The organism is Streptomyces chromofuscus (assembly GCF_015160875.1).
GTDB classification, from domain to species: Bacteria; Actinomycetota; Actinomycetes; order Streptomycetales; family Streptomycetaceae; genus Streptomyces; species Streptomyces chromofuscus.
The window spans coordinates 860,058-884,605 of sequence record NZ_CP063374.1; the positions used below are offsets into that span (position 1 = coordinate 860,058).

At 69.0% G+C, this 24,548-nt stretch carries 19 protein-coding genes and 1 pseudogene; 10 read left to right on the top strand and 10 right to left on the bottom strand.

Going from position 1 to position 24,548, the window contains the following annotated elements:
- The first annotated feature begins 72 nt into the window (after positions 1-72).
- Both IPT68_RS03865 and IPT68_RS03870 read left to right on the top strand, forming a co-directional pair.
- Entirely contained in the window at positions 73-6,924 is a 6,852-nt protein-coding gene (locus IPT68_RS03865; protein ID WP_407699459.1) for a polymorphic toxin-type HINT domain-containing protein, read from the top strand.
- A 6-nt stretch (positions 6,925-6,930) separates the two neighbouring features.
- Positions 6,931-7,413 (top strand): hypothetical protein, encoded by a 483-nt coding sequence (locus IPT68_RS03870; protein ID WP_189702395.1) that lies wholly within the window; start codon positions 6,931-6,933, stop codon positions 7,411-7,413.
- 118 nt (positions 7,414-7,531) lie between these two features.
- Here IPT68_RS03870 and IPT68_RS03875 read toward each other — a convergent pair whose 3' ends face one another.
- The 6 genes from IPT68_RS03875 to IPT68_RS03900 all read right to left on the bottom strand — a co-directional run bounded on the left by IPT68_RS03875 (position 7,532) and on the right by IPT68_RS03900 (position 13,240).
- Positions 7,532-8,839, bottom strand: a complete 1,308-nt coding sequence (locus IPT68_RS03875) for a tyrosine-type recombinase/integrase (protein WP_189702396.1) — start codon at positions 8,837-8,839, stop codon at positions 7,532-7,534.
- Positions 8,839-9,066, bottom strand: coding sequence for a helix-turn-helix domain-containing protein (locus IPT68_RS03880; protein WP_189702397.1), 228 nt, complete (start codon positions 9,064-9,066; stop codon positions 8,839-8,841). The genes IPT68_RS03875 and IPT68_RS03880 overlap by 1 nt, the downstream gene beginning before the upstream one ends.
- A complete protein-coding gene (locus IPT68_RS03885) occupies positions 9,066-10,511 on the bottom strand; it encodes a zinc finger-like domain-containing protein (RefSeq protein WP_189702398.1) in 1,446 nt (481 codons plus the stop codon). Before IPT68_RS03885 ends, IPT68_RS03880 begins: the two co-directional genes overlap by 1 nt.
- 151 nt (positions 10,512-10,662) lie before the next feature.
- Positions 10,663-11,421 (bottom strand): DUF2637 domain-containing protein, encoded by a 759-nt coding sequence (locus tag IPT68_RS03890; RefSeq protein ID WP_189702399.1) that lies wholly within the window; start codon positions 11,419-11,421, stop codon positions 10,663-10,665.
- Positions 11,422-11,459: 38 nt separating this feature from the next.
- On the bottom strand, positions 11,460-12,890 hold the full coding sequence (locus tag IPT68_RS03895) for an FtsK/SpoIIIE domain-containing protein (protein WP_308438852.1): 1,431 nt from the start codon (positions 12,888-12,890) through the stop codon (positions 11,460-11,462).
- A complete protein-coding gene (locus tag IPT68_RS03900) occupies positions 12,887-13,240 on the bottom strand; it encodes an SCO3933 family regulatory protein (RefSeq protein WP_189702400.1) in 354 nt (117 codons plus the stop codon). Before IPT68_RS03900 ends, IPT68_RS03895 begins: the two co-directional genes overlap by 4 nt.
- Before the next feature lie 171 nt (positions 13,241-13,411).
- On the opposite strand from IPT68_RS03900, the gene IPT68_RS03905 reads away from it, so the two are divergent.
- Positions 13,412-14,278, top strand: coding sequence for a GntR family transcriptional regulator (locus IPT68_RS03905; RefSeq protein ID WP_189702401.1), 867 nt, complete (start codon positions 13,412-13,414; stop codon positions 14,276-14,278).
- A 103-nt stretch (positions 14,279-14,381) separates the two neighbouring features.
- Here the strand turns inward: IPT68_RS03905 and IPT68_RS03910 are convergent, their stop codons facing one another.
- From IPT68_RS03910 to IPT68_RS03920, 3 genes and pseudogenes are all read right to left on the bottom strand, one after another.
- Entirely contained in the window at positions 14,382-16,187 is a 1,806-nt protein-coding gene (locus IPT68_RS03910) for an IS481 family transposase (protein WP_407699465.1), read from the bottom strand.
- Positions 16,188-16,857: 670 nt separating this feature from the next.
- Positions 16,858-17,198: pseudogene (locus IPT68_RS35185) on the bottom strand (DUF7848 domain-containing protein).
- Positions 17,090-17,332, bottom strand: a complete 243-nt coding sequence (locus IPT68_RS03920) for a hypothetical protein (protein ID WP_189701190.1) — start codon at positions 17,330-17,332, stop codon at positions 17,090-17,092. The pseudogene IPT68_RS35185 and the gene IPT68_RS03920 overlap by 109 nt, the downstream one beginning before the upstream one ends.
- A 282-nt stretch (positions 17,333-17,614) precedes the next feature.
- On the opposite strand from IPT68_RS03920, the gene IPT68_RS03925 reads away from it, so the two are divergent.
- The 5 genes from IPT68_RS03925 to IPT68_RS03945 all read left to right on the top strand — a co-directional run bounded on the left by IPT68_RS03925 (position 17,615) and on the right by IPT68_RS03945 (position 21,237).
- The gene (locus tag IPT68_RS03925) at positions 17,615-18,334 is read left to right on the top strand and encodes a helix-turn-helix domain-containing protein (protein WP_189701279.1); all 720 of its coding nucleotides are present in this window, start codon (positions 17,615-17,617) and stop codon (positions 18,332-18,334) included.
- A 2-nt stretch (positions 18,335-18,336) separates the two neighbouring features.
- Positions 18,337-18,807: an NUDIX hydrolase gene (locus IPT68_RS03930; RefSeq protein WP_189701191.1), complete on the top strand. Its 471-nt coding sequence runs from the start codon at positions 18,337-18,339 to the stop codon at positions 18,805-18,807.
- A gap of 188 nt (positions 18,808-18,995) precedes the next feature.
- A complete protein-coding gene (locus tag IPT68_RS03935; RefSeq protein WP_189701192.1) occupies positions 18,996-19,358 on the top strand; it encodes a hypothetical protein in 363 nt (120 codons plus the stop codon).
- Positions 19,359-19,460: 102 nt separating this feature from the next.
- Positions 19,461-19,724 (top strand): hypothetical protein, encoded by a 264-nt coding sequence (locus tag IPT68_RS03940; protein WP_189701193.1) that lies wholly within the window; start codon positions 19,461-19,463, stop codon positions 19,722-19,724.
- A 499-nt stretch (positions 19,725-20,223) separates the two neighbouring features.
- Positions 20,224-21,237 (top strand): sigma-70 family RNA polymerase sigma factor, encoded by a 1,014-nt coding sequence (locus IPT68_RS03945; RefSeq protein ID WP_189701194.1) that lies wholly within the window; start codon positions 20,224-20,226, stop codon positions 21,235-21,237.
- 150 nt (positions 21,238-21,387) lie between these two features.
- Here the strand turns inward: IPT68_RS03945 and IPT68_RS03950 are convergent, their stop codons facing one another.
- Positions 21,388-21,852, bottom strand: coding sequence for an ATP-binding protein (locus IPT68_RS03950; RefSeq protein WP_189701195.1), 465 nt, complete (start codon positions 21,850-21,852; stop codon positions 21,388-21,390).
- Positions 21,853-22,221: 369 nt separating this feature from the next.
- On the opposite strand from IPT68_RS03950, the gene IPT68_RS03955 reads away from it, so the two are divergent.
- Both IPT68_RS03955 and nrfD read left to right on the top strand, forming a co-directional pair.
- Positions 22,222-23,298 (top strand): 4Fe-4S dicluster domain-containing protein, encoded by a 1,077-nt coding sequence (locus tag IPT68_RS03955; protein ID WP_228040247.1) that lies wholly within the window; start codon positions 22,222-22,224, stop codon positions 23,296-23,298.
- Positions 23,295-24,389, top strand: a complete 1,095-nt coding sequence (gene nrfD, locus IPT68_RS03960) for an NrfD/PsrC family molybdoenzyme membrane anchor subunit (RefSeq protein WP_189701196.1) — start codon at positions 23,295-23,297, stop codon at positions 24,387-24,389. The genes IPT68_RS03955 and nrfD overlap by 4 nt, the downstream gene beginning before the upstream one ends.
- The last annotated feature ends 159 nt before the right edge of the window (positions 24,390-24,548 follow it).

Sequence of the window (24,548 nt, forward strand, 5' to 3'; positions counted from 1 at the left end):
GCACGGCGCTTTCACGCCCTGTTGTCCATGGCCAGGCACGATGCTGCCTGGCCCTAGTGAGGAAGACATCACGTGAAACACTTCGGCACCCCATGGCCCGGTCCAGGCCGCGGAGGCGGAAGCACAGGCCGCTGGAGCAGACGCATAGCCACCCTGACCGGGCTGGCGATGCTCCCGGGCCTGCTCACCCCCGTCGCCTTCGCCGCTACTCCCGATCCACTCGGGGCTCCCACGCTGGAGCCGCCTCGTTCAGCGAAGGTCCGCCCGTTCACTGCCAAGGTGAGCGAGAAGCCCTCGCAGGCGGACCGTAAGGCGGCCGAACGAGCCCGCCGGGACCAGCAGCACCCGGTCACCTGGCCCACGGCAGGCACCGCCATCTTGCTCCTCGGCACTGGTGCGACGTCCAAGAAGGAAGCGGGCACCCTGCCCGTCACGGCCAGCACACCCGGCAAGGGCCGGTCGGCGAAGTCCCTCACCGTTGAGGTCTTGAGCCGCAAGGACGCGACCCGTCTCGGCGTCAAGGGCGTCGTGCTGAAGGTTTCCGCTCCCGCCGGTGGCAAGGCACGCCTGAGTGTCGGCTACTCCGCTTTCGCCTCCGCCTACGGCGGTGACTGGGCCGGGCGGCTGCAGTTGTTCCGCCTGCCCGACTGCGCCGACGGCACCCTGGACAAGGCTGGCTGCCGCACCCGCACCGAACTCGACTCCCAAAACCACCGCACCCAGCAGAACGTCGCCGCCACGCTGAGCCTGCCGGCCAGCGGCGCGCCGATGATGCTGGCGCTCGCCGCGGGTACCCAGTCGGGGGCCGGCGACTACAAGGCGACGCCGCTGTCCCCCTCTTCCACCTGGGAAGCAGGCGGCGGCTCGGGCACCTTCACCTGGTCCTACCCTCTGAGGGTCCCGCCGGCCGCTGCCGGCCCTGAGCCGAACCTGGCCCTGTCTTACGATTCGGGCAGCATCGACGGGCGCACCGCCAGCACCAACAACCAGGGCAGCCAGGTCGGCGAGGGTTTCGACCTGACCTCCTCCTACATCGAGCGCAAGTACGGCTCGTGCGACGACGACGGTCAGACGGACAAGTCCGACCTGTGCTGGAAGTACGACAACGCCTCCCTCGTCCTCAACGGCAAGGCCACCGAACTCGTCAAGGACGACACCAGCGGAAAGTGGCGGCTGCAGAACGACGACGCCTCCACTGTCATCCGCTCGTCCGGCGCAGACAACGGTGACGACAACGGCGAGCATTGGGCGGTCACTACAGGAGACGGCACCAAGTACGTCTTCGGCCTGAACAAGCTCGACGGCGCCGGCGCGGACGACCGCACCAACTCCGTGTGGACCGTGCCGGTCTTCGGCGACGACGAAGGCGAACCCGGTTACGACGCCGACTCCACCTTCTCCGGCCGGGCCAAGACCCAGGCCTGGCGGTGGAACCTGGACTACGTCGAAGATAGCCACGGCAACGCCAGCACCTACTGGTACACCGCGGAAACCAACCACTACGACACGCTCGGCGACGACACCATCGGCACCGAGTACGTACGCGGCGGCTACCTGAGGGAGATCCGCTACGGTCAGCGCGCCGGCACCCTGTTCTCTGCCATCCCGGCCGCCTCGAACAAGGTCGTCTTCGGCCACGACGAGCGCTGCCTGGCTACCGGCACCGGCTGCGACGCACTGACCGAAACCACCCGGAACAACTGGCCCGACGTACCGTTCGACGCGGTGTGCAAGGCCGATGTCAAGTGCACCGGCAACACCGGGCCCACCTTCTTCACCCGCAAGCGCCTGACCACCGTCACCTCCTACGCCTGGAACGCGGCCGCCGCGACCCCTGCCTACGAGCCGGTGGATGCCTGGACGCTCAAGCACCTATACCTCGATCCCGGCGACACCGGTGACTCCAGCGACCAGTCGCTGTGGCTGGACGAGATCCGTCACACCGGCAAGCGCGGCACCGACCTCTCCCTGAACCCGGTGCAGTTCGGGCACGAGATGCTGGCCAACCGCGTTGACGGCCCCGACAACATCCTGCCGCTGCACAAGCCGCGCCTGAAGACCGTCACCTCGGAAACAGGCGCCAAGACGTCCGTCTCCTACCTGCCTGCCGACTGCGCCTACGGGCAGACGATGCCCAGGGTCGATACCAACACCAAGCGCTGTTACCCGGTGTACTGGTCACCCAACGGCGAGCAGGAGCCCATCCTGGACTGGTTCCAGAAGTACCCGGTCAGCGCCGTATCCGTCAGCGACCCCACGGGCGGCGGCCTGGCCGTGGAGCACTCCTACCAGTACTCCGCAAGCGGCGGTGCCTGGCACTACAACGAGGACCCGCTTACCCCGGCCAAGGAACGCACCTGGTCCATCTGGCGCGGCTACGAGCGCGTCACCCACCTCACCGGCGTCTCCACCGCAACGCAGAGCAAGACCGTCACGGTGTTCATGCGGGGCATGCACGGCGACCGCGTCCTCGGCCCCGACGGTAAAACGCCCGACCCGACCGCCCGCAAGACCGTCACGGTCACCGGCATCCGAGCGGCCGCGATCAACGACCTGAACCAGTACGCCGGATTCACCCGCGAAACCGCCACTTACAACGGCAGCAGCGAAGTCTCCGGAACCATCAACAACCCCTGGTCCAAGCTCACGGCCACCCAGCACAAGTCGTATGCGGACATCGAGTCCTACTACGTGCGCACCTCGGCCACCCACGCCCGAACCAAGATCACCAGCGGCATCACCCCGCTCGATCGCGTCCGCACCGTCAGAACGACCTACGACGACTACGGCATGCCCGCCACCGTCGACGACGAAGGCGACAGAGCCGTCACCGGCGACGAGAAGTGCACCCGCACCTGGTACGCACGCAATGATGCTGCAGGCATCAACTCGCTCGTCTCCCGCAGCCGTACCGTCGCCAAGCCTTGCGCGACCGCGGATACGAGCCTGGACCTGCCCGCGGACTCCAGCCGCCCCGGCGACGTCATCTCCGACACCGCCACCGTCTACGACAACCCCACCGCCACCACCTGGCCGGCAACCCAAACGCCCACCAAGGGCGAGGCCACCTGGAGCGGGCGCGCCAAGGCCTACGACAGCAGCGACGCACCCCTGTGGCAGAAGATCGCCACCACCACCTACGACACCCTTGGCCGCACCTCGATCGTCAAGGACACCAACGACAACCTGGTCTCCAAGACCACCTACACCCCCGCGGCCGCAGGACCGCTGACCGCCACGGACGTAGAGAACATCAAGCTGCACAAGACGACCACCCAGGTCGACTTCGCCACCGGCGCAGCCACGAAGGTCATCGACCCGAACAACATGGTCACCCAGTCCGAATATGACAGCCTCGGACGCCTGACCAAGGTCTGGCTGCCCAACCGCTCCAAGGCCCTTGGCGCAACCCCCAACTACGTCTACGCCTACAACATCACCAACACCGACATGTCCTGGGTGTCCACCGGCACCCTCAACAACAACGCATCCGGCTACAACACCAGCTACGCCTTCTACGACGCCCAGCTCAGGCTCCGCCAGACCCAGTCGCCCACACCTGCAGCTGAAGGCGGCCGCATCATCACCGTGACCCGGTACGACACGCGGGGAATGGCCTACAGCCAGCACGGCGACATCTACGACAGCACATCGCCGCCCACCTCAACCCCGGTCGAAGTCTCCGGCGGACAGGCCCCGATCCAGACGGACACCACTTTCGACGGCGCCGGCCGGCCCACCGAAACAGTGAACAAGACGCACGGCATCACCCGCTGGACCACCACCACCTACACCGGCGACACGGTCTCTACCAGTGCCCCCAACGGCGGGCAGGCCACCGCGGTAGTCACCAACGCCCTCGGCCAGACGACCGAGCGCCGCGAATACGCAGGCTCGCAGCCGACCGGCACCGACTACACCACCACCCGCTACACCTACCACCCGGCCGGCCAGCAGGACACCATCACCGGGCCCGACCAGACCGAGTGGACTTACACCTACGACCTGTTCGGCCGCCAGATCGAATCCACCGACCCGGACAAGGGCAAGACCACCACCGACTATAACGAACTCGACCAGACCGCTAGCACCACCGCCAACGACGACAGCACCAAGAAACTGCTGTACGGCTACGACGAGCTCGGCCGCCAGACAGGAATGTGGCAGACCGACAAAACGGACGCCAACAAGCTCGCCGCCTGGACCTTCGACACCGCAACCCGGGGTAAGGGCAAGCCCTACGAAAGCGTCCGCTACGACGGCGGCGCGACAACCACAGGCAAGGCCTACACCAAGCGCATCACCACCTACGACAACCTCGGCAACGCCACCGCCAGCCAACTCGACCTGCCCGAAGGCGACGCGTTCCGTGATGCCGGCGTACCCTCAACGCTGTCCCTGAGCGCCACTTACCGGCCCGACGGCACAGTCGCCCAGACAGGATCCCCCGCTGTCGGCGGCCTCCCGTCCGAAATCGTCTCTTACACCTACAACGCCACCGGACAGCAGCTCACCTCCACGGGAACCACCGGCTACCTGCACGGCGCCGCCTTCTCCCCACAAGGTGACCTGCGACAGCTCCAACTCGGCACCAGCTCGACCAAGAAGGCCTACCTCAACTGGGAATACGAGCCCGGCACCCGCCGCCTGACCCGCGCCTACGTCACTGACGACGTCCACAGCTACATGGCGCAGGAGCTCAAGTACACCCAGGACGACGCCGGCAACGTCACCTCCATCTTCGACGCCACCACCCAAGGCGGCACCACGAAGGCCGACTACCAGTGCTTCACCTACGACGGCCACCGCCGCCTCACCGAAGCCTGGACCCCCAAAACCGCGGACTGCGCAACCTCCGGCCGCACGATATCCAACATCGACGGCGCAGCCCCCTACTGGACGACCTACGCCTACACCCAGGCCGGCCAGCGCCAGACCGAAACGCAGCACACAACCGCAGGCGACCAAACCACCACCTACACCTACAACGACCCCACAGACAACAAACCCCACACCCTCGACAACACCACCGGCGCCCGAACCGCCACCTACAGCTACGACAACGCCGGCAACACCACCTCCCGCCCGGGCGCAACGGGCCAGCAAACGCTCGCCTGGAACACTGAGGGCAAACTCACCACGCTCACCGAAGGCGCCAAGGAGACCGGCTACCTCTACGACGCGGACGGCGAACTACTCATCCGCCGCGCCAAGGGCGACGGCGACGCCATCCTCTACCTCGGAGGCGGCAACGAAGTACGCCTCACCACCAAGGGCACCACAAAGACACTCAGCGGCACCCGCTACTACACCGCAAACGGCCAGACCATCGCCGTCCGCACAGCGACCAGCGGAGTCGCGGGCACGAAACTGAGCTTCCTCGCCAGCGACCATCACGGAACGTCCAGCATCGCCCTGGAAGCAGGCACCTACGCGGTCACCAAGCGATACACGTCGCCATTCGGCAGCACGCGAGGAACCAAGGCGACCAGTTGGCCGGACGACAAGGCCTTCCTGGGTGCACCTGCCGACGAGTCGACCGGGCTCACCCACATAGGCGCCCGCGAGTACGACCCGGTGGTCGGCCAGTTCATCAGCGTCGACCCACTTCTCGAACTCGACAAACACCAAACCCTCAACGGCTACAGCTACGCCGTCCAGAACCCCCTCACACACAGCGACCCCACCGGCATGGGCCTCGCCTGTAACGGCTACGGCGATAGCACGCCGTGCCCCACAAACCCAAGTGGAGGCAAAAGTGGCCAGCCCGACAGCATCAACAGCGGAGGCGGGGGGACGACCGGGGGCACGGCAACCGCCAGTGGGGCCGCTGCCGATTACCGATGCGGTTTCCCGGGATGCTCAACTGTCGGATACACCGGGTACGGACCTAACGTCGACGAGTACGTCAACAACGGCACGCCTTACCATTCTCCCATTCCTGAGCCGCCGGGGTACTGGGAGATATTCGAGCAGTTCGTGCTGCCGGACATCGATGAATGGAAGGCGTGTGGAAGCAATCCCGGCTTCAACTCCCACTGCGGCTGGGCCGCAACCGACCTTCCCGCCCTCAAGGCACTGAAGCTCCTAAAGCTCCTGAAGCTAAAGAAGACTGACGACGTCCTTGAGGAGGCCGCCAAGTGCACGAAGTGCTTCCTAGCCGGAACCGACGTGCTCATGGCTGATGGCACCACCAAAGACATCGAAGACATCAAGGTCGGCGATACAGTCCAGGCAACAGACCCGGAAACCGGCGAGACGGGCCCCCGTGAAGTCACCAAGCTGATCATCACCGATGATGACAAGCACTTCAACGAGCTCTCCATCGCCACCGAAGACGGCATCGAGAAAGTCACGGCGACTTACGAACACCCGTTCTGGTCGCCCTCTGAAGGCGACTGGATCGAAGCCGGCGACCTCACCCCCGGTGCGACCCTCCTCACCGATGACGGCAACACCGTCATCGTCACCGCGAACCGCCCCTACACACGACATGCCACTACGTACAACCTGACCGTTGACGACCTGCACACGTACTATGTGCTGGCAGGGGAGACGCCGGTCCTCGTTCACAACAGCAATGGGAACTGTGGCGTCACGGATCTCGCAGCCAAGATTGATGTTGAGAACCTTTCGATGACCAAGACCGTCGAAAACCACACCTGGGACATTGCTGGTACTCGGGATGTCGATGCCCCCAACTTCGGTAAGGCTGCACGCCCTTACATGAACGGCAACAATGGGCAGCTCCTTCGGGGAATCATGGAGGGATCCGCACCCAGGATGGATTCCCGTGGCGCTCCTGGGGTTGTCGAGTGGAGAACGCCCGGAGCGATGAACGGAAGCAACGGGATCTGGGAGCTCAACATCGACGCAAATTCCAACAGGATCGTTCACTTCCTCTTCAAGAGCACAAAAGGCTAGCCAGAAATGAAATTCTCCATCCAAGACGGATCTCCTCTTGAGGGTGTTCTCACCTATGACGAGTCCGAGTACGGATTCTCCTTCAGTGCGCAGAGCGGGGAGTCGTTGAGCGAGAGGCTCGGCTCGAAGGGGGTTGCAAGTGTGCTGATCGGCACGCTCCAACTTGAGGTCGATATTGAGTCTCGGGGAGTCCTGTTCGCCTGGGGATACTTCCCAAACGTTCGGGGTGTGGTGGCCGAGTTGATTGCTCCACAGTTCAATCCCGGACGGGTATTCATCTCGTCGGACCACTCCTTCGAGCCTGGGGTTTCTTTCGAGGTCCCTGGAGACAGGTGGCGGGTTTCGTATGATTCTTCCTCCGGGTGGGTCGCCATTCGTCTGAACAATGCCGTCGGCGCTAAGTTTGTCCAAATCGCTAGCGGAACTGTATTGGGCGTCGACAACGGTGATCTGGTTTCGGTCTGGCTCAATCCTGTTTTTGCAGAGTGACAGGCGATGAGGCGGACGGGTAAGTAGAAGATCCGTTAGCAGCAGCAAAAATGAAGCCCCGCAAGGTGCGTCCTGGCGGGGCTTCTGCGGTGCGTGACGGCAGTAGTTGACGGCAACGTCAGCGGACGGGGACGGCGGAGGGTGGCGGTTCATCGCCTTCGTCCCGGGCCGTATGGCTGCTCTCCGGGCTGCCGAGCGCGGTGCCGAGGGCGTTGATGGCGTCGCGCTGGAGGCGGAGTCGGACGTGGGCGTAGACGGTGGCGGTGACGCCGATGTGGGCGTGGCCGAGGAGTTCCTTGATCACGACGAGTTCGATGCCCTGTTCCAGGAGGAGGGTGGCGGTGGAGTGGCGGAGGTCGTGGAAGCGGATGCGGCGGAGGCCGGCCTTGCGGAGGAGCGTGAGGAAGGCGCGGGTGAGGTTGGTCGGGTCGATCGGTCGGCCCTGCGCAGTGGTGAACACGTGCCCGTCGTGCCGCCACGTGGTGCCCGCGGCCTCATGCTTGCGCTGCTGCTGTTCGTGGTGGAGCTTCAGCGACTGGACGCAGCGGGTGGGAAGGGCGATGCGGCGCTCGGAGGCCCGCGTCTTGGTGGGCAGCGTGGTGAGCCCGCCTGCGGCGGTTCGCTGAAGGGTGCGGCGGACGGCGGCGGTGCCCGCGTCGAGGTCGAGGTCTTCCCAGTGCAGGCCGAGGAGTTCGCCCTTGCGGAGTCCGGTGTGGAGGGCGAGTTCGAACAGCGCGTGCAGCCGGTGGCCCTGGGCGGCGGTGAGAAACTGCCGGGCTTCGTCGGCGGTGAGGGGTTCGAAGCGTCGGGGGCGGGGGGTGCCGGTGCGGACGTTACGGGCGACGTTGCGCGGGATCTCTTCCTCCCGTACGGCGTGCTCCAGGGCGGACTTGAGCACGGAGTGGATGTAGGTGAGCGTCAGCGGAGAGAGCAGCTTGTGGCAGCACCGGCCGGCGGCACAGCAGCGGGGCTCATTGCGCCGGGCGTCGAGGCCGCGCGTGCAGCACTGGCAGGTGGTGCGGAGCTGGTTGAACCAGGTGCGGACGTCCTTCGCGGAGAGCTTGGCGAGCTTCTTCTTGCCCAGGCCGGGGATGAGGTACCGGTTGACGCAGGCGGTGTAGCGGGTGTGGGTGTTCTTGCGCAGGTGGTGGGCGGCCACGTTCTCCAGCCAGTACGTCAGGTACGCGGCCACGCTGCCCTGCGCGGTGGGGACGCGGAGGCCGCGGTTGCTGGCGGCGATCTTCTCGGTGAGCTTGGCCAGGGCGTCTTTGCGGGTAGTGCCATAGACGCGGACGCGGCGGCGGGTGTTGCCCTGTGCGAGGACGTATCCGGCGGCTTCCCAGCGGCCGTCCTTGCGCTGGTAGACCGTTCCGTCGCCGTTGGCCCGTACGCGGCGGGAGGCGGGGGTGTCTCGGGGCGTGGTCATCAGGCGGCGGCTTCCTGTTCGAGGCGGGTGCGGATGAAGTCGGTGAGGGCATGGGTGGGGATGCGGCGGGCGCGGCCGAGGGTGATCGAGGCGAGTTGGCCGGAGCGGAGCAGGTCGTAGACGGCGGAGCGGCCGAGCTGGAGGCGGGCCATGACCTGGGGAACCGTCAGCAGCTCCTCCGGCGTACTCAGCGCCTGGTGGGGCGCGGCGGGCGCGTGCGTGGTCATCAGCAGCCCCCTTCGAACGCGAACTGGCGTGCCAGTTCTCTGCGGTGCCAGACGGCAGCGGCCAGGAGGGCGGCGCCGGGGCTGTAGCCGGTGCCGAGGTAGGCCCAGTGGCCGACGACGAGGGTGGTGTCCGGGTCGGGCTCGGGCAGGCTGGCGTGGGCGTGGACCTGTTCGGTGCGCCAGGTGCGGCGGGCGTCGCGCAGCGCGCCGAGGGTGGCGGAGTAGCGGCGGGACTTGGTGGAGAAGTGGCCCCGGAAACCGAGCATGTGCGCCCACTTCCAGAGCTTGAGATCAGCGAACTCGGGCAGCCTGCCCAGCTCCCAGCAGGTGCGGATCATCTGCCGCACGTGCCGGGCGACGGCGAGCCGAGGCAGCGGCCGGGCCTGCCCGGTGCCGCCGCAGGCGGTGCAGGGGAGCGCGGCCCCGTGGGGCAGGAGGGTGGCGCCGCGTCCCTGGCAGGGGCGGCAGAACAGGGCGCGGTCGAGGGTGCCGGAGGCGTCGGCGGACTTGGTGGCGTACTTGGCCACGTAGGCGGCGACCGCTTGATCGGTGAGTTCGGTGTCGGTGCCGAAGGCGGCGATCTCGCGCACGTCGAGCTGTTCGCCCCAGGTGAGTTCGCGTTCCCCGATCGCATCCGACACGACGGCCACTCGGACACGAAGGGCGGCGGCCCGGATGGCGTCAGCGAGCATGGCGACGGTGGCATACGGGGGCGGGGGCGTGGAGTTGCCGTCCGGGCCGTCGAGGCGGATCACGGCGTGGAAGTGGACCAGGCCGCGCTTCTGGTACTCGGCGACCTTGGCGAAGGACACGCGCAGGACCGTGCGGGCGGCCTTCTGGGTCATGCCGAGCCGGGCGGCGATCTCGCGGCGCAGGTAGGTGGTGAAGCGGGCCCACAGGGCGGAGGCGTGGGCGTTGAACAGGATGGCGCCCGCGTAGTCGTAGGTTGCGGGGTTCAGCGGCGTGCCGAGCAGGGCGTCCGTGGGTTCGTGGAGCTTGCGGCAGCTGCAGGGCCGGGCATTCCCGCCGGGCGTGGTGGGGCGGTTGTGGACGGGGCCGAAGGAGGGGGCGGTGAGGGTGGCGAAGACGCGGGGGTGGGTGCGGACAGTGTCGGGCACGTTCTTGCCGCCGGACAGGCCGGCCCGGATGAGGTGGTAGGTGTCGGCGGCGTAGACGCGGGAGCAGGCCGGGCAGCGGGAGGCGCGGCGATTGCCGCATGCGGTGAGCAGGCTGCCCGTGGGCTCCCCGGAAGCGGTGTACGCGCGCAGTACCTCGCCGGTTGTGGTGTCGATGGTAGTGCTCTGGCCGGTCAGGCGGACGGGTTCGGTGCAGCCGCCGAGGTGTTCGATCTGCTGCTGTGCGCGGTCGAAGTCTGGGTGGTTGACGAGGTGGAGCAGGTCCCGCACGGCGGGGCTTGCCACGTGGCGCAGGTCCAGGGTGACCATTCGGGGCGTCTCCCTTCTGTTCGGGGTGGGACCCGAGCAGCAACCGACCTTCAGGGAAGGCATGTTGGTGCTGCTCGGGGCATGACGAACCAGGCCCATCGGGTGGCCGTGGATTTCAGGGAGGAGTTATCCGGCCAGTGGCCGGGGTAGCTCAGAGCTGAGCGAGGGCGGCGGTGGCCACCGGCAGGGCGACGCCCATGCGGGTTGCGAGCTGGGCGGCGGTGACCGGTGCTCCGTGCTCGGCGTGGTAGGTGTCCGCGATGCGCCGGGCCGCACTCAGCAGTGCGGCGGGGAGGACCGGTCGGGAGCCGGTGGCAGGCGCCTTGGCGACGGCCTGGGCGGGGGCGGGGACCTTGAGCACGGTAGGCACTGCGGCCGGAGGCGGCGTAGGTGTCGAGGTGGGGACCGGCTCAGGGGCCGGTGCCGCCGTTTCGGGAGCGGGCGCCGAGGTGGGCACCGGCTCAGCGAGGGGTGCGGGGGTGATGGTTGCGGTGGTGTCCTCCCGGTGTGCGGCCGTGTGGAAGTGGGCGAGGAAGGCGGGGCCGACGTGCCCCCAGCCCAGGAGCAGGAGCGGGGCGACGGTGTCCAGGCAGGCCCGTCCGTAGCGTCCGGTCAGCAGGGGCTCGGCGGTGTTCAGCCCGAGGGTGAGCAGCCCGCACAGGTGCAACAGCCGGGTGCCGGCCTTCAGCTCCGCCTTGGGGACGCCGCGCAGGGCCAGGAACCGCAGCGCGACCAGGAGGCCGACGACGGACAGGTCCACCATGGGCGCGATCAGCGGCGCGATCGGGCGCGGGACGCCGAGCCGCAGGGCGAGCGCCCAGACGTTGCCGAAGGAGAAGACGAAGGCCAAGGCCGCGATGACCGCCATCACCATGGTCACGGTGCGCCGGGTGAACCGCTCTTCCGCCATGCGCGGGGCCTCCTCTCGGGGCGTGGGATCGGGGGCGTTCAGGGCTTGGCCAGGGGGACGGCCGGACCGTCCTGCCCGTCGTCGCCGGGGTTCGTGTTGCTGGTGGTGTCGAGGAGGGCGTCCAGGCACAGGGCGGGGTCGGCGGTCAGGTGGGAGGTGGCTTCCGCGATGCGGGCGGCGTCGGCGTCGGAGACGTAGGGGGTGCGGATGCGGGTGAAGCCGGGGCGGCCCTGCATCGCCATTACCGCGACCCCGACGTAGGCGGGGTCCTGCAACGTCACCGGGCTGGCGTCCGGCCAGTTGCGGATGTCGTCGCCCAGCGCGGCCACCGCGGCTTCCACGGTCTTCTGCGCGAACGACAGCCCGACCGGGCACACGTCACGGATGAAGGTCGGGATGGCATCCCCGGTGGTCTTCTGACTGATCAGGATGGTCAGGATGCCGACGCTGCGGCCCTTCTTGACCAGGTCCTCCACCAGCCGGGCGTTCTCCGCCGTCAGCGCGGCCAAACGTTTCGTCTCGGCGTCGCTCCCCTTGTACTCACGGAAGAACGTGTGCGCCTCGTCGATGAGCACCACCGTGAGCGGCCACAGCCGGGAGGGGCCGACGTGCCACACGTTCTTCACGCCCAGCACGTCACGGATCACCGACGACCGCCGCCGACGCAGCTCTACCAGCCGCTTGAACAGCGCGTTCGCCTCGTCCAGGTCATCGCCGCAGAACGCGAACATCCGCTTGACCAGGTCCGCGTAGTCGCCCTCTTCGGCCCGCGACACCTTCCCGTCGAAGGCCACGAACTGCACGGCCGCCGACGGCGCGAGGTCACAGACGAACTTGTTGATCCCCGAGGTCTTGCCCGCGCCGGGTGTGCCGGCCACCGTCACCCCGGGCACGTTTGCCAGAGACACGCAGACGGGTGCGGCGTACTCGTCCACCCCCAGTTCCCAGCGCGCCACGTCCTCCGGCAGGCGGCCGGTGGGCCGGTGCTCGGTCGGCGTGGTCAATGGGTCGGAGCGCACGCCACGGATCACCACCTTGCCGGGTCCGTCGGGCAGGACGGAGACCCGCGTGCACCGCCAGGCGTCCGCCAGGAAGCGTGCCGCCTTCTGGTACTCCTCCAGCCCGACCTGCGGCAGGGTCCTGGCCCGGACGATCACGCCGAACCGGTCCGGCTTGACCTTGATCCTGGGAGTCAACACCCGGGGCGCGGGGGCGGGGCCGTCCTTCTGTGCGGTGATCTGCGCGAGCAGGCCCGGGGTCTTATCGGTGACCGTCAGCCCGGCCATCCGCGCGAGGCGCACCCAGCCCCAGCGCACCCGCACAGCCTGCCGCATGCTGACCCGCGTGCCCCGATCGGCCCGAACGTAGCGGATCACGACCAGCAGCAGCCACATGCCCGCCAGTACGGCCGCGATCAACAGCGCCTGCGGCGCGTGACCGGTCAGGCTCCCCGTGTCGAAGCCGGTCACTGGGCCGCCTCCGCCGCGACCAGCTCCAGGCGGGCGGCGCGGTAGGCGACGCCGTCGGAGAGCTGACCGTTGAAGATCCGCGCCCACGGGGTGGCGAACAGCTCCACCGGCCGGACCATCACGCCCGGCTTCAGCCCGGCCGCGATGCCCGTCTCCGGGACCGTGATCTTCAGGACCTCGGCCCGGCCGTCCTCCATGAGCATCACGGTCACCGTGTACAGCGACGCGCCGGTCTCCCGGTCAGTGGCGACCTCCCCGGTCTGCTGGTCCTTGATCTTCAGCACCGGTTCGGTGCCCGCGATGCACACCGCCGACGGCAGCAGAGCAACACGGATTCGAGACATGGCCATGCCATCACATCCTCATCATTCGAGATGGAGCCGCTTGATCGACTCGACCACGACCATAACCGCACGCCCGCTACACCCGCAACACTCGATTCGTATCGATACACCTGTGCGTCTCGGACGCCGGGGCGGCCGGGTATGCCGTGGGTGCCGGTCCGCCGCTACCCTCGTGTCATGACGCTGCCCCTGGACCAGGACCCCCGGCCGCCCTATGTGCAGGCCGCCGACGTCCTACGCGCCGCCATCCGTGACGGCGAGCTGCGTCCGGGCGAGCGACTGCCCTCCGCACGCGAGCTGCAACGGCGCTTCGGAATCGCGAGTTCGACAGTCCAGAACGCCCTGCGCCTGCTCAAAGAGGAGGGGCTGATCTACTCCGTCCTGGGCCGGGGCAGCTACGTGCGCGCCCACGACGGCGAGCCCGAGCCAGAAGAGGAAGAGGCCGCCGCCAGCGAGTCTGACCCCGCGTACGTCGGACTCGGTGACCTTCGGCGGGGATGGCAGGTGGTACCCACCGACGACCCCCGCCCCCCGTACGTGCAGACCGCGGACGCACTCCGCAAGCAGATCCAGGACGGCCGGCTCGCACCAGGGGCCAAGCTCCCCTCCGCCCGCGAGCTGCAAGAACAGTTCGGCATCGCCAACTCCACCGCGCAGAACGCCCTGCGGCTACTCAAGGACGAGGGGCTGATCTACTCGGTCCAGGGCCGGGGCGTGTTCGTCCGCCAGCTCAGCCCGCACGACCAGTTCCTCAAGCGCTACCACGAGATGCTTGACAAGTCTGCGGCCCAGCGCCGCGCGGACGAAGAGGCCGTACGCCTCAGCGGCAAGACCGACGATGAAGTCGCCGCCGAACTGGAGGCCGCCGAGGAACGCTTCGCGAAGGCCAGCGTCGAATTCGAAGCCGCCACAGCCCACCGCGACGCGATGCGAGCCGTCATGGAGCAACGCAAGCGCCTCAGCGGCAACTACACCCCCGAGGAGAAGGCCGCCAAGGCCCAACTTCTGCGCGACAGACTTACCGAAGGCCGACGCCGACGCTGACCCCGAACCACGCCACGGCGTGGCAGCAGGGGGGTTGACTTCCGGATGTCTAGTCCCAGCTGATGGCCGACGTTCTGATCCCAGGTGATGGTTGACGGTAGGCCTAGACAACATCGGAAACCTTGTAGGGCTTGTTCGCCTTAACGTGGCGGACGGGAATGTCGGTGGTGCGCTGGATGACGCGGACCTGGCCGTCCAGCTCGACGGTGATCGTCGATTCCGCCACGTGCACGGTCACGGTCCGGCCTGCGTAGGGGCGGCCGAGGGAGACGGTCTGGCGGCAGACCATGATCGTGCCCACCGCGCTGATCCGCCGCTGGACACGCACCGGCTCCGCCCTGGGACGGGGCGGCGGGCCCGCCGGCCGCAGCCCACGAAGACGCTGCACCTCGTCGGGGGTGAGCGGGTTGGGCCGCACCCGCAGCAGCTCCCGCGAGGACGGCTCGAAGAACGACAGCGTCTCGTCGTCGATCCGGATGCCCACCTGTCGGCCGCCCAGGATCTCCGCCGCCAGCACCTGGCGCCCGCCCAGACCCACCAGCCCACTGTTGTTCACGGTCCGGTCCACCTCGAACGCCTCGCCGTCCCCGGTCGGCAGCGGCGACGGCCCCGCCGCACGCCCACCCTGAGCCGCCAGCCGGGACAGGTCCGCCACCGACAGGTGCGAGCGCACCGTCTTGATCCGCGTCCCGGCGATCAGCACATGGATCACCGAGGTGTCTGCCCAGAACGTCACCGTCAGGCCGGAGCGGGCCGGGCCGAGCCAGAACTGCTTGCCCGCGACCTGCAGATTCCCGCTCGCAGGCACCACTCGCTCGAACTCCACCGGCCCACCGTGCTCCACCGCCGCCGATGGCGGGACCTCCTCAGACGGGCCGACGGGAACAGGCATTGCCTCAGCCGGATCCGGCTCCGCAGGGGCAGTCCGCTGCTGCGGCACCAGCGCGAGCACCCCGGGCACCCTCAGGCTCAGTACGTCCCGCTCCTGCTCGGGAACCGGGGTGAACCGGTCCGCCGGAGACTGCATGTCCAGCGCCTGATGCGGCCGGACAGAGTTGTACTCCTCCACCCACGCATCCAGCGCCGTCTGAGCGGCCTCGATGCTCTCGAACGCGCCGCAGTCGTCGAGGAGTTCACGCCGCAGGGTCTGATGGAACCGCTCAACCTTGCCCGTCGTGGTCGGCGACGCCGGCTGGGTGAGCCGGTGCGCGATCCCGTTCTCCCGGCAGACCCGGTCGAACAGCACCTCACCACCCTGGCCGAACCGGTCGGTGAACTGCTTGCCGTTGTCCGTCAGCACCTCTTCCGGCACTCCGAACCTCTGCAGGGCCCGGGCGAACGCCGCGCAGACCGCCCGTCCCGTCGCCCGCTCAACCACCGACGCGATCACGCAATACCGGGAATGGTCATCCACACCCGTCACGACCTTCGCCTCGGTCAGCTCACCAGTCACCGGGTTGACCAGCATCACCCCGCCGACGATGTCCATCTGCCACAACTGCATCGGCCTATCCCGCTGCCAGCGCTTGTAATCCGACCGCTTCCGGCGCCGCACCCCAGGCTCCACCAGACCATGCCGGACCAGGATCCGATACACCGTCATCCGCGACGGCACCGGCGTGACAGTCCCGGACCGCTCCAACACGTGAGCGATCCGCCGAGGACCCCACCGAGGGTGTTTGCGCCGCAGCTCACACACTGCCGTCTCCACCTCGGCAGACGCCTGATGCGGACACGAGGCCGGCCTGCGCGACCGATCCACCAGCCCGGCCAGCCCCGCGGCCTCATACCGGGACTTCCACCCGCTCACCGTCTGCCGGGACACCCTCAGCGACGCGGCGACCTCCGTCACCGTCGAACCCGCCAGCACCGCCAAGACAGCCCGGTATCTCTGCTCGACAACCGACAACTCCACCAGCGCCAATCCCGGCCTCCCCACACGCACCGCAACGACGCGCACAGAAAAGCCGAACACGGCCACTGTCAACCATCAGCTGGGACCGAAGTGTCAAGCATCTACCGGGACCGGACAGGGTTGACTTCCGGAGAGCTGTTCAGAGTTTCTTTACTTGATCAAGGGCGTCCCGCTGACGCGGGCCGCCGCGCGCCGGCGGTCGGTGACCGCCGCCTGCTCCTGTCTGCCGCCCCGCTGGCGACGGCCGCCGACCACTCGGCGCGCAGAGCCCGGGAGCGTAAGCCGGACTACCAATCGGAAGCCTCGGTCCGACCGCTCAGCAGCAGACTGGCCGGGCACCTGAGAGGCCGCCCGGCGGGCTCGCGCCGTCCCGGACGCCCATGCTTGCTGGCTGGCTGGGGGCCGTGACGATGAAGATAACTGGGCTGATGCCGGCGCGGGGTTGAGCGAGACACACGTGACGGGTGATCGGTCGGCACGCCCGCCGTCGTGGCTGACTTTCTGTGGCAGAGGCCAGAACTCCCACAGCCATGAGCACCGCACGCACGAGAAGGCCCGTCCCTGCCGGGGCTGACGAGGACGGGGGAGCCTCGATCGGCCGCGCCCGGCAGGGACGGGAGTCGGGTGGGTCGGCGCGGTGCGGCGCCTGGGCGGGCGAGGCAGGTCACATCTGGCGCCAGGTCCGCCAGGGGCGGGTGATGATCTCCCGGTAGGTGTGGTGGGACGGGTTCTGGCCGCAGTGCCGCAGCACCCATTCCTGCGGTTCGGCGAAGTCCTCGCTTGTCGGCGAGGTCTCTCCGTCCACGGCGCACTGCATCGCGTAAGGACCGGCTCCGCGTCCGGCTCGCGGTCGGGCTGGAGCGTCCAGGTCTCGTAGCGCAGGACCGAGCGCGGGGTCACCGTCCCCACCTCCGATTGGCCACGGCCACCTTCGCGCTCAACTCCTCCGTCGGAGTCGGTGAGCGAACGTCCTCGGGCGGCACGTCCCACTCCCGGCCACCGCACGGCGGCCGAAGCTGCACGTACGGCCCCACATGCCCCATCACCACGCCCACCTTGCCGCTCCGCCGGTCGACCACCAGGGCGCCGGCATCGGGCGAGACGATGTGCCCGCCGGTGTCAGGGGTGGGGACCGTCATCGTGACCACCCCGGCGAGGCGGCGCGCGACCGGGCAGCCAGTCGCAGGGCGGGAACACATGGGGTGGCGCTCATTCGCACGGTGACGCTCCTCGGCGGCATGGATGCGTGCCCCTGGGCCTGTTGGTGCCGCAGGGCCGACACCGATCCTCACGCCGGTCACCGGGACGAAGGAACCTCCACCAAATCCCACTCCGGGACGTCCTGCGCCGTGTAGAACGTCCCTGGTGCCGTCCTGAGACGAAGGGGGAGACTCGTGCCGAACGAGAGACTACGAGCCGTCATGGCGGCGGGAGGCTGGACGTACGCCGCACTCGCTCAGCAGGTCGAGGTCGACCCCAAGTCGGTCGAGCGCTGGGTGAACCTCGGGCGTATCCCACGTCGTGCCACCGCCCTCCAGGCGGCCAAAGCCCTGGGAGAAGACGTGCACGCACTCTGGCCGGCGCTCCGCCAGGCCCGCCCCGCCCGCGCCATCAGCCCCGAACTGGTGGCGCTCTACGAGCAGCGAGCCGATCTCCCCGTCGCGACGTTCACCGACCTGATGGCCCAGGCTCGGGAACGGATCGACATCCTCGTCTACGCGGCCGTCTTCCTCCACGAGGCATACCCGCGGCTGAACGAACTCCTCACCGAACGCGCCGCCGAAGGCTGCACCGTCCGCATCGCGATCGGGGACCCCGACAGCGACAACGTCCAAACCCGCGGCAAGGAGGAGCGGTTCGGCCACGGCATCGAATCCCGCTGCCGCCTCGCGCTTATGCACTACAGACCCCTCGCCGCCACCCCAGGCATCGAAGTCCGCACCCACGGCACCACGCTCTACAACTCCCTCTACCGCGCCGACGACCAGCAACTCGTCAACGCACACGTCTGGGGCGTCAACGCCTACGCCGCCCCCGTATGGCATCTTCGCCGACACCAGGAGAGCGGCATGTTCGACACCTACGCTGAGAGCTTCAACGCCGTGTGGGCGACGGCAACCCCCGTACGAGAGGAAGGCTGACCGTGGCCCGCACCGAGTACTACGACGACCCGAACGCACCCAAGCCGAACAGCATGGTCGTCGCCGCATCCGCCGTCGTCACCGACGACCACGGGCGCATCCTCCTCCAGCGCCGCCGCGACAACGACCTGTGGGCCTTGCCCGGCGGAGGCATGGACCTCACCGACTCCCTGCCTGGCACAGCCGTCCGGGAAGTCAAGGAAGAGACCGGACTGGACGTCGAGATCACCGGCCTGGTCGGCACCTACACCGACCCGAAACACATCATCGCCTACACCGACGGCGAGGTCCGCCGCCAGTTCAACGTCTGCTTCACCGCCCGCATCACCGGCGGCCGACTGGAGATCTCCGACGAGTCCACCGAACTCCGGTTCGTACCGCGCGAAGAGATCGACCAGTTGCCGATGCACCACACCCAACGGCTCCGGCTCCAGCACTTCCTGGAACAGCGCGAGAAGCCGTACCTGGGCTGAACCGCCTGACGGCAGCAGCTGACGGCAACAACCCCGCACAACCACGGACACCCACGCACTTCACCGGACCAGTAAACCGTGCTTGACCTGCGAAAAAGCAGGTCGAGGGCGCCGCGTAGCACACGTACTATGTGCTGGCGGGGCAGACTCCGGTCCTCGTTCACAACAGCAACGGGTGCCCGACATACATGAACGTGGCACCGAGCGGCAATGGAGTCATCGCCGATCTCGACAGTGATGGACTTGTCTCGTTTGTGATCAGGTCTGGCCCGGATACGCCCCGAGGTGGCGAGATGTTTAACTCCGCTCTTGCCCATTTCGGCGGCAAGGTGAAGGGCGTCAAAGCGTATTGGCAGAATGGCGGGCAGCTCAGCGACAACTTGAACTCCTTCAACGCGGCTGTGCGGAATGGTGCATCGCTTGAAGATGCGGCGCGGGCCACGTTTACCGGAAAGATGTCTCAAAGGGCAGGCTTTTCGGGCAGTGTGGAGATAACCGAACTTCGAGGTATGCCGGGGGAGTATACGAACGTGGGCGTGATCTTCCGGTAGAGAGTTGGCCCACGCGATTTGCGAGCTAGGGTGGGGCCCTGTGCTCAGGCATGGGGCCCCACCCTAGCCCCTGATAACTGCTTTAGGTGAACTGGAGGCGAGATGGATGATATGGAAGAAATCGCGCGCGAATTGAGAGCGGCTCATGTAGAGGGAAAGGGTGCGGTGGAGCTCGCATTGCTTTCCAGGGAGAAGTTGGGTTCGGGATTTGGCGTCATTTCCTTTATCGCTTCATTCCGTCTTGCTTTCAATATTCCGTTGCCTGTTCTGCAGCGTGCGCAAGCGTGGGAGGGGTTTGGTTGGGGAGGGGTGCAGATTTCTGACGAAGAGTTCGCCGCCATTCTCTCGCCTTGGCTTGCCACGTAGTGATCTAATTGGCCCCCATTTGGGAGCTTGGGGCTCTGCCGGTTGGGGCTCCGTGCACATTCCGAATGGCAAATTTGAAGCCCCGTCAGGTGCGTCCTGACGGGGCTTCTGCGTGGGGTGACGGCAGTAGTTGACGGCAACGTCAGCGGACGAGGGCTCCGCACAGTGGCTGGTCGTCGCCGTCGTCGCGGGACGACTCGTCGTTGGCGGGGCCGTCAAGGGCGGTGCTGAGCGTGTCGATGGCGTCGCGCTGGAGGCGGAGTCTGAACCGCCCCGGGTAAGCCGGAGACTCTGAATTGCGGTTGTGGGCGTGGCTGTCAGGTAGTAGGTGGTCTCCTCGAAGTCGTCCGCGGCCCGCCGCCGGCGCCCGGACGGGCCGCGGACGAGCAGGCGCCCGGGGCCGTTCGGCGGCATCGCGCGGTGGACGGGCACGCGGGTTCGCCGCCCCCCCCTCGGGTACCCGGTAGGTCCGGGACGTGACGAGACAAGGAGCGCGACGATGGCTCCCTCGGCAAGTGAGCGGGTGCCGGCCGCACGGGAGGGTCGCCGGGCCCGTGCGGGGCATCGGCTCGACGCCGTTCCCGAGCCGGACCGGGAACCGGATCTCCTGGGCCAGTACCTGCGGCAGATCGGCGCGACGCCGTTGCTCACCGCGGACGACGAGGTCCGCTTGGCGCAGCGCATCGAGGTCGGGGTGCGCGCCATGGAGGAACTGGAAGAGGCCGCGAGCGGCGGCCCCGGCCCGGCGCCGGAGCGACGGCGGGAACTGGAGGCCGCCGTGCGCGACGGACAGGCGGCCAAGGACCACATGGTCCGTGCCAACCTGCGGCTCGTGGTGTCGATGGCGAAGCGGCACGCCCACCGCGGGCTGCCCCTGCTGGACGTCATCCAGGAGGGCAACCTGGGTCTGATCAGGGCCGTGGAGAAGTTCGACCACACGAAGGGGTTCAAGTTCTCCACCTATGCGACGTGGTGGATCCGCCAGGCGATAGAGCGGGGCGTGGCGACGCACGCCCGCACGGTACGGCTGCCGGTGCACGTCGTCGAGCAGTTGCAGAAGCTCGGCAAGATCGAGCGCAACCTGCATCTCCGGCTCGACCGGGAGGCGACCGTGGAGGAGGTCGCCCGCGAGAGCGGTCTCGCCGAGGACAAGGTCGTCTGGCTGCGCCGCGTCGGACGGCAGGTGGTCAGCCTGGACACGCCGGTGGACGACACGGGCAGCACGGTCGTCGGGGACCTCATCCCCGACACCGACGTGCTGCAGGCACCGGAGGTCGCCGAGTTCCAGGCGCTCGCCGAGGAACTCAGGGGCGCGATGGACACGCTGGCGCCGCGCGAGGCCCTGATTCTCAGCCTGCGGTACGGCCTGCACGACGGACGGCAGCGCACGCTGCACGAGGTCGCCGAGCACGTGGGGCTGACGCGTGAGCGCGTCCGTCAGCTGGAGAAGCAGTCGCTGGCGCATCTGCGGGAGCAGGAGCCGGGCGAGCGGCTCCTGGCATGGGCGACGTGAGCGGCGACGGCGGGACCGGCGGCCGGGGCGGCCTGCGTGCGGACCGGGCCGTCGCCGACCCGCTGCCGCCATCACGTCACTGACACCAGCCGCCATCACCTCCCGCCACCCTGCCGCCATCGCCTCTGCCGACGTCGCCCTCCGCCGGCATCACCGCGTCCGCACCTCGAAGCCGCCCCGGCCGTCGAACCGCACCGCGCGCACCTCGTCGAACCCGTCCGCCGGTGACGGCTCGCGCAGCCGCTTCCGTGTGGCCAGGACGCCGACGTCCGGGACGCGCTCGCGGCCAGCACGCGTGGCGTTGCGCCGCAGCGACCCGGCCACGTCCGGCGGGAACCAGTAGGCCCTCGCCGTCGCCCCGTGGGCGTGGGCCAGCTCCACCAGCGGGCCCCACTCCTGGTGCGAGGGGTTGGTGTTGTCCACCGCGACCGGCCGCCCGGCAGCCAGGTGCTCCTCCACCAGCAGCATCTGCCGCCACTGCTTGTGCTTGGCGCCGCGCGGGAACAGGTCCTTGCCGACCACGGCGTACCGGCCCGACAGCCGTCGGGCGCAGAACGTGGACTTCCCGGAGGCCTGCAGGCCGACCAGCACGGCCAGATCGACACCAGTCGCCATGACCGCCACCATGACACGCGCGGGCCGCACGGGTGGAACGGCCCAGTGGCGCACGGGCCGGCCCTGCCGTCCCCGGCCCGCCTCGCCGCCGAACGGACGTGCCTGGAGCTGCGGGCTGCCTGAGTCCGGCGTCTGCTGGAAGGGCGGGCGCTTGCGCGCCTCGGCGGAGCCCGGGCCCGGCCGTGCGCCGGTACGGACACTGGGGCCCCTGCCGAGCCGTACCACGTCCGCGTGCGTGACGGGCGACGGTCACGGGCACACGGCACGCAGGTGCGGCGCCGGTTCCCCCGAACACCGCGCCGAGGTCCCGCGGGACCGGCCCGGAAGTGGCGCAGGAGGCCGACGAGTCGTGAGCGAGGAGGTCCGGGCATGACGGACGACACCACCGCACCAGCGGCAGCGACGGGCGGGGACCCGGTCCGCGGCAACCTGCTGTTCGGCCCGCAGCCCGACGTGGCGGGGGCCGCCGGGTACACCGACCACCCACCCCGCGTGGGCTTCTTCACGGACACCTCCGTGTGCATCGGCTGCAAGGCGTGCGAGGTGGCGTGCAAGGAGTGGAACGCGATTCCGGAGGACGGCCTGGAACTGACCGGCATGTCCTACGACAACACCCAGGGACTCGGCGCCAGCACCTGGCGGCACGTGGCCTTCATCGAGCAGCGCAAGCCGCTGGGCGGGCAGGAACCCGGCGTCGGCCACGAGGACGTCGACGTCTTCGCGGCCGCCGGGCAACTGGGCAGCCCGGCCGCCTCCCCCGGGCAGCCGGCCGGCTCGCCCTCCTCGCCCGGCCCGGGCGCCACCACCCCGGAGCCCGGCTCCGCCCCGGCGGGTGCGCCGGCCGGGGCGATCTCCCCCGTCGCACCGGACGGGCGTACCGAACTGCGCTGGCTGATGTCCTCCGACGTGTGCAAGCACTGCACGCACGCGGCCTGCCTCGACGTGTGCCCGACCGGGTCGCTGTTCCGCACCGAGTTCGGCACGGTCGTCGTCCAGCAGGACATCTGCAACGGCTGCGGCTACTGCGTGCCCGCCTGCCCGTACGGCGTCATCGACCAGCGGCGCGGCGACGGACGCGCCTGGAAGTGCACCTTGTGCTACGACCGGCTCGGCGTCGGCATGGAACCGGCCTGCGCCAAGGCGTGCCCCACCGACTCCATCCAGTTCGGCCCGCTGGACGAGTTGCGGGAGCGGGCGGCGGCCCGGGTCGCACAGTTGCACGCCGCCGGCGTCCCGGACGCCCGCCTGTACGGCGAGGACCCGCAGGACGGCGTCGGCGGCGACAGCGCGTTCTTCCTGCTGCTGGACGAACCGGAGGTCTACGGCCTGCCGCCCGACCCGGTCGTCACCACCCGCGATCTGCCCGCGATGTGGCGGCACGCGGCGGCCGCCGCCGCGTCGCTCGCCGCGATGGCCGTCGTCAGTTTCGTCAGGAGGCCGCGATGACCGGATCCGACGTCACCCGGGGCGGGGTGGAGGGCGCGCGCCCCGGACGCGACGCCCTCACCGGAGCGCGGACCGGGCGCAGGCGCAGGCGCCGCGGGCGCGGCGAGCAGGCGATGGTGCCCGACGTCGAGTTCTCCTCGTACTACGGCAAGCCGATCCTGAACCGGCCGACGTGGAAGCCGCTGGACATCGCGGGCTACCTCTACCTCGGCGGGCTCGCCGGGGCGTCCTCGCTGCTCGCCGCCGGCGCCCATGTCACGGGCCGTCCGGGCCTCGCCCGCGCGGCGAAACTGGGCGCGTCCGGCGCGATCTCGGTGTCCCTGGCGGCGCTCGTGCACGATCTGGGACGCCCCGCCCGGTTCCAGAACATGCTGCGCATCTTCAAGCCCACCTCCCCCATGAACCTCGGATCGTGGCTGCTGGTGGGTTACGTCCCGCTCACGGTGGCCGCCGCTGCCGCCGACGTCTCGGGCCGCCACCGGATCGTCGGGGCCGCCGCCACGGCGGGCGCCGCCGCGCTCGGCCCGGCGGTCGCCACCTACACCGCCGTGCTGCTGTCCGACACCGCGGTGCCGTCGTGGCACGAGGGCCACCGCGAGATGCCCTTCGTCTTCGCGGGTTCGGGCGCCACCGCCGCGGCCGGGCTGGCCCTGGCCTGCGCGCCGTGGCAGGAGACGGGGCCCGCGCGCCGTCTTGCGGTGCTCGGCGCGGGGCTGGAGCTGGGGGCCTTCCGGCTGATGAAGCAGCGCATGGGCCTGGCTGCCGAGCCGTACGAGCAGGGCAAGCAGCAGCGGTTGCTGCGCGCGGCGGAGGCACTCACGGCGGGCGGCGCGGCGCTGGCGGCGTTCGCGGGCCGGCAAGGCCCCCGCGCCGGTGGTGCGCTGCCGATGGCGTACGCGGGTTGGCGGGGCCTGGCGGGCGGGCGCAGCCGGTTGCTCACCGTCGCGGCGGGTGCGGCGCTGCTGGCCGGTTCGGCCGCGCTGCGGTTCGGCGTGTTCCACGCCGGTGTCGCCTCCGCGGAGGACCCCAAGTACACCGTCGTACCGCAGCGGGAACGCCTGGAGGCACGGGCGCGGTCCGACGGCCGCTGACCCGTCCGACGGACACGGCGGCTCCCGGGCCGGACCCGCGCCCGCGCCACCGGAGGCCGGTCGTTTCGGCGTCGGCCCGCCGGGTACTCCGCGCCATGCCGCGGATGTGTTGACGCGGCGCCACGAGCGGATGCCGTGCCCGCCCGGCTGCGGGACAAT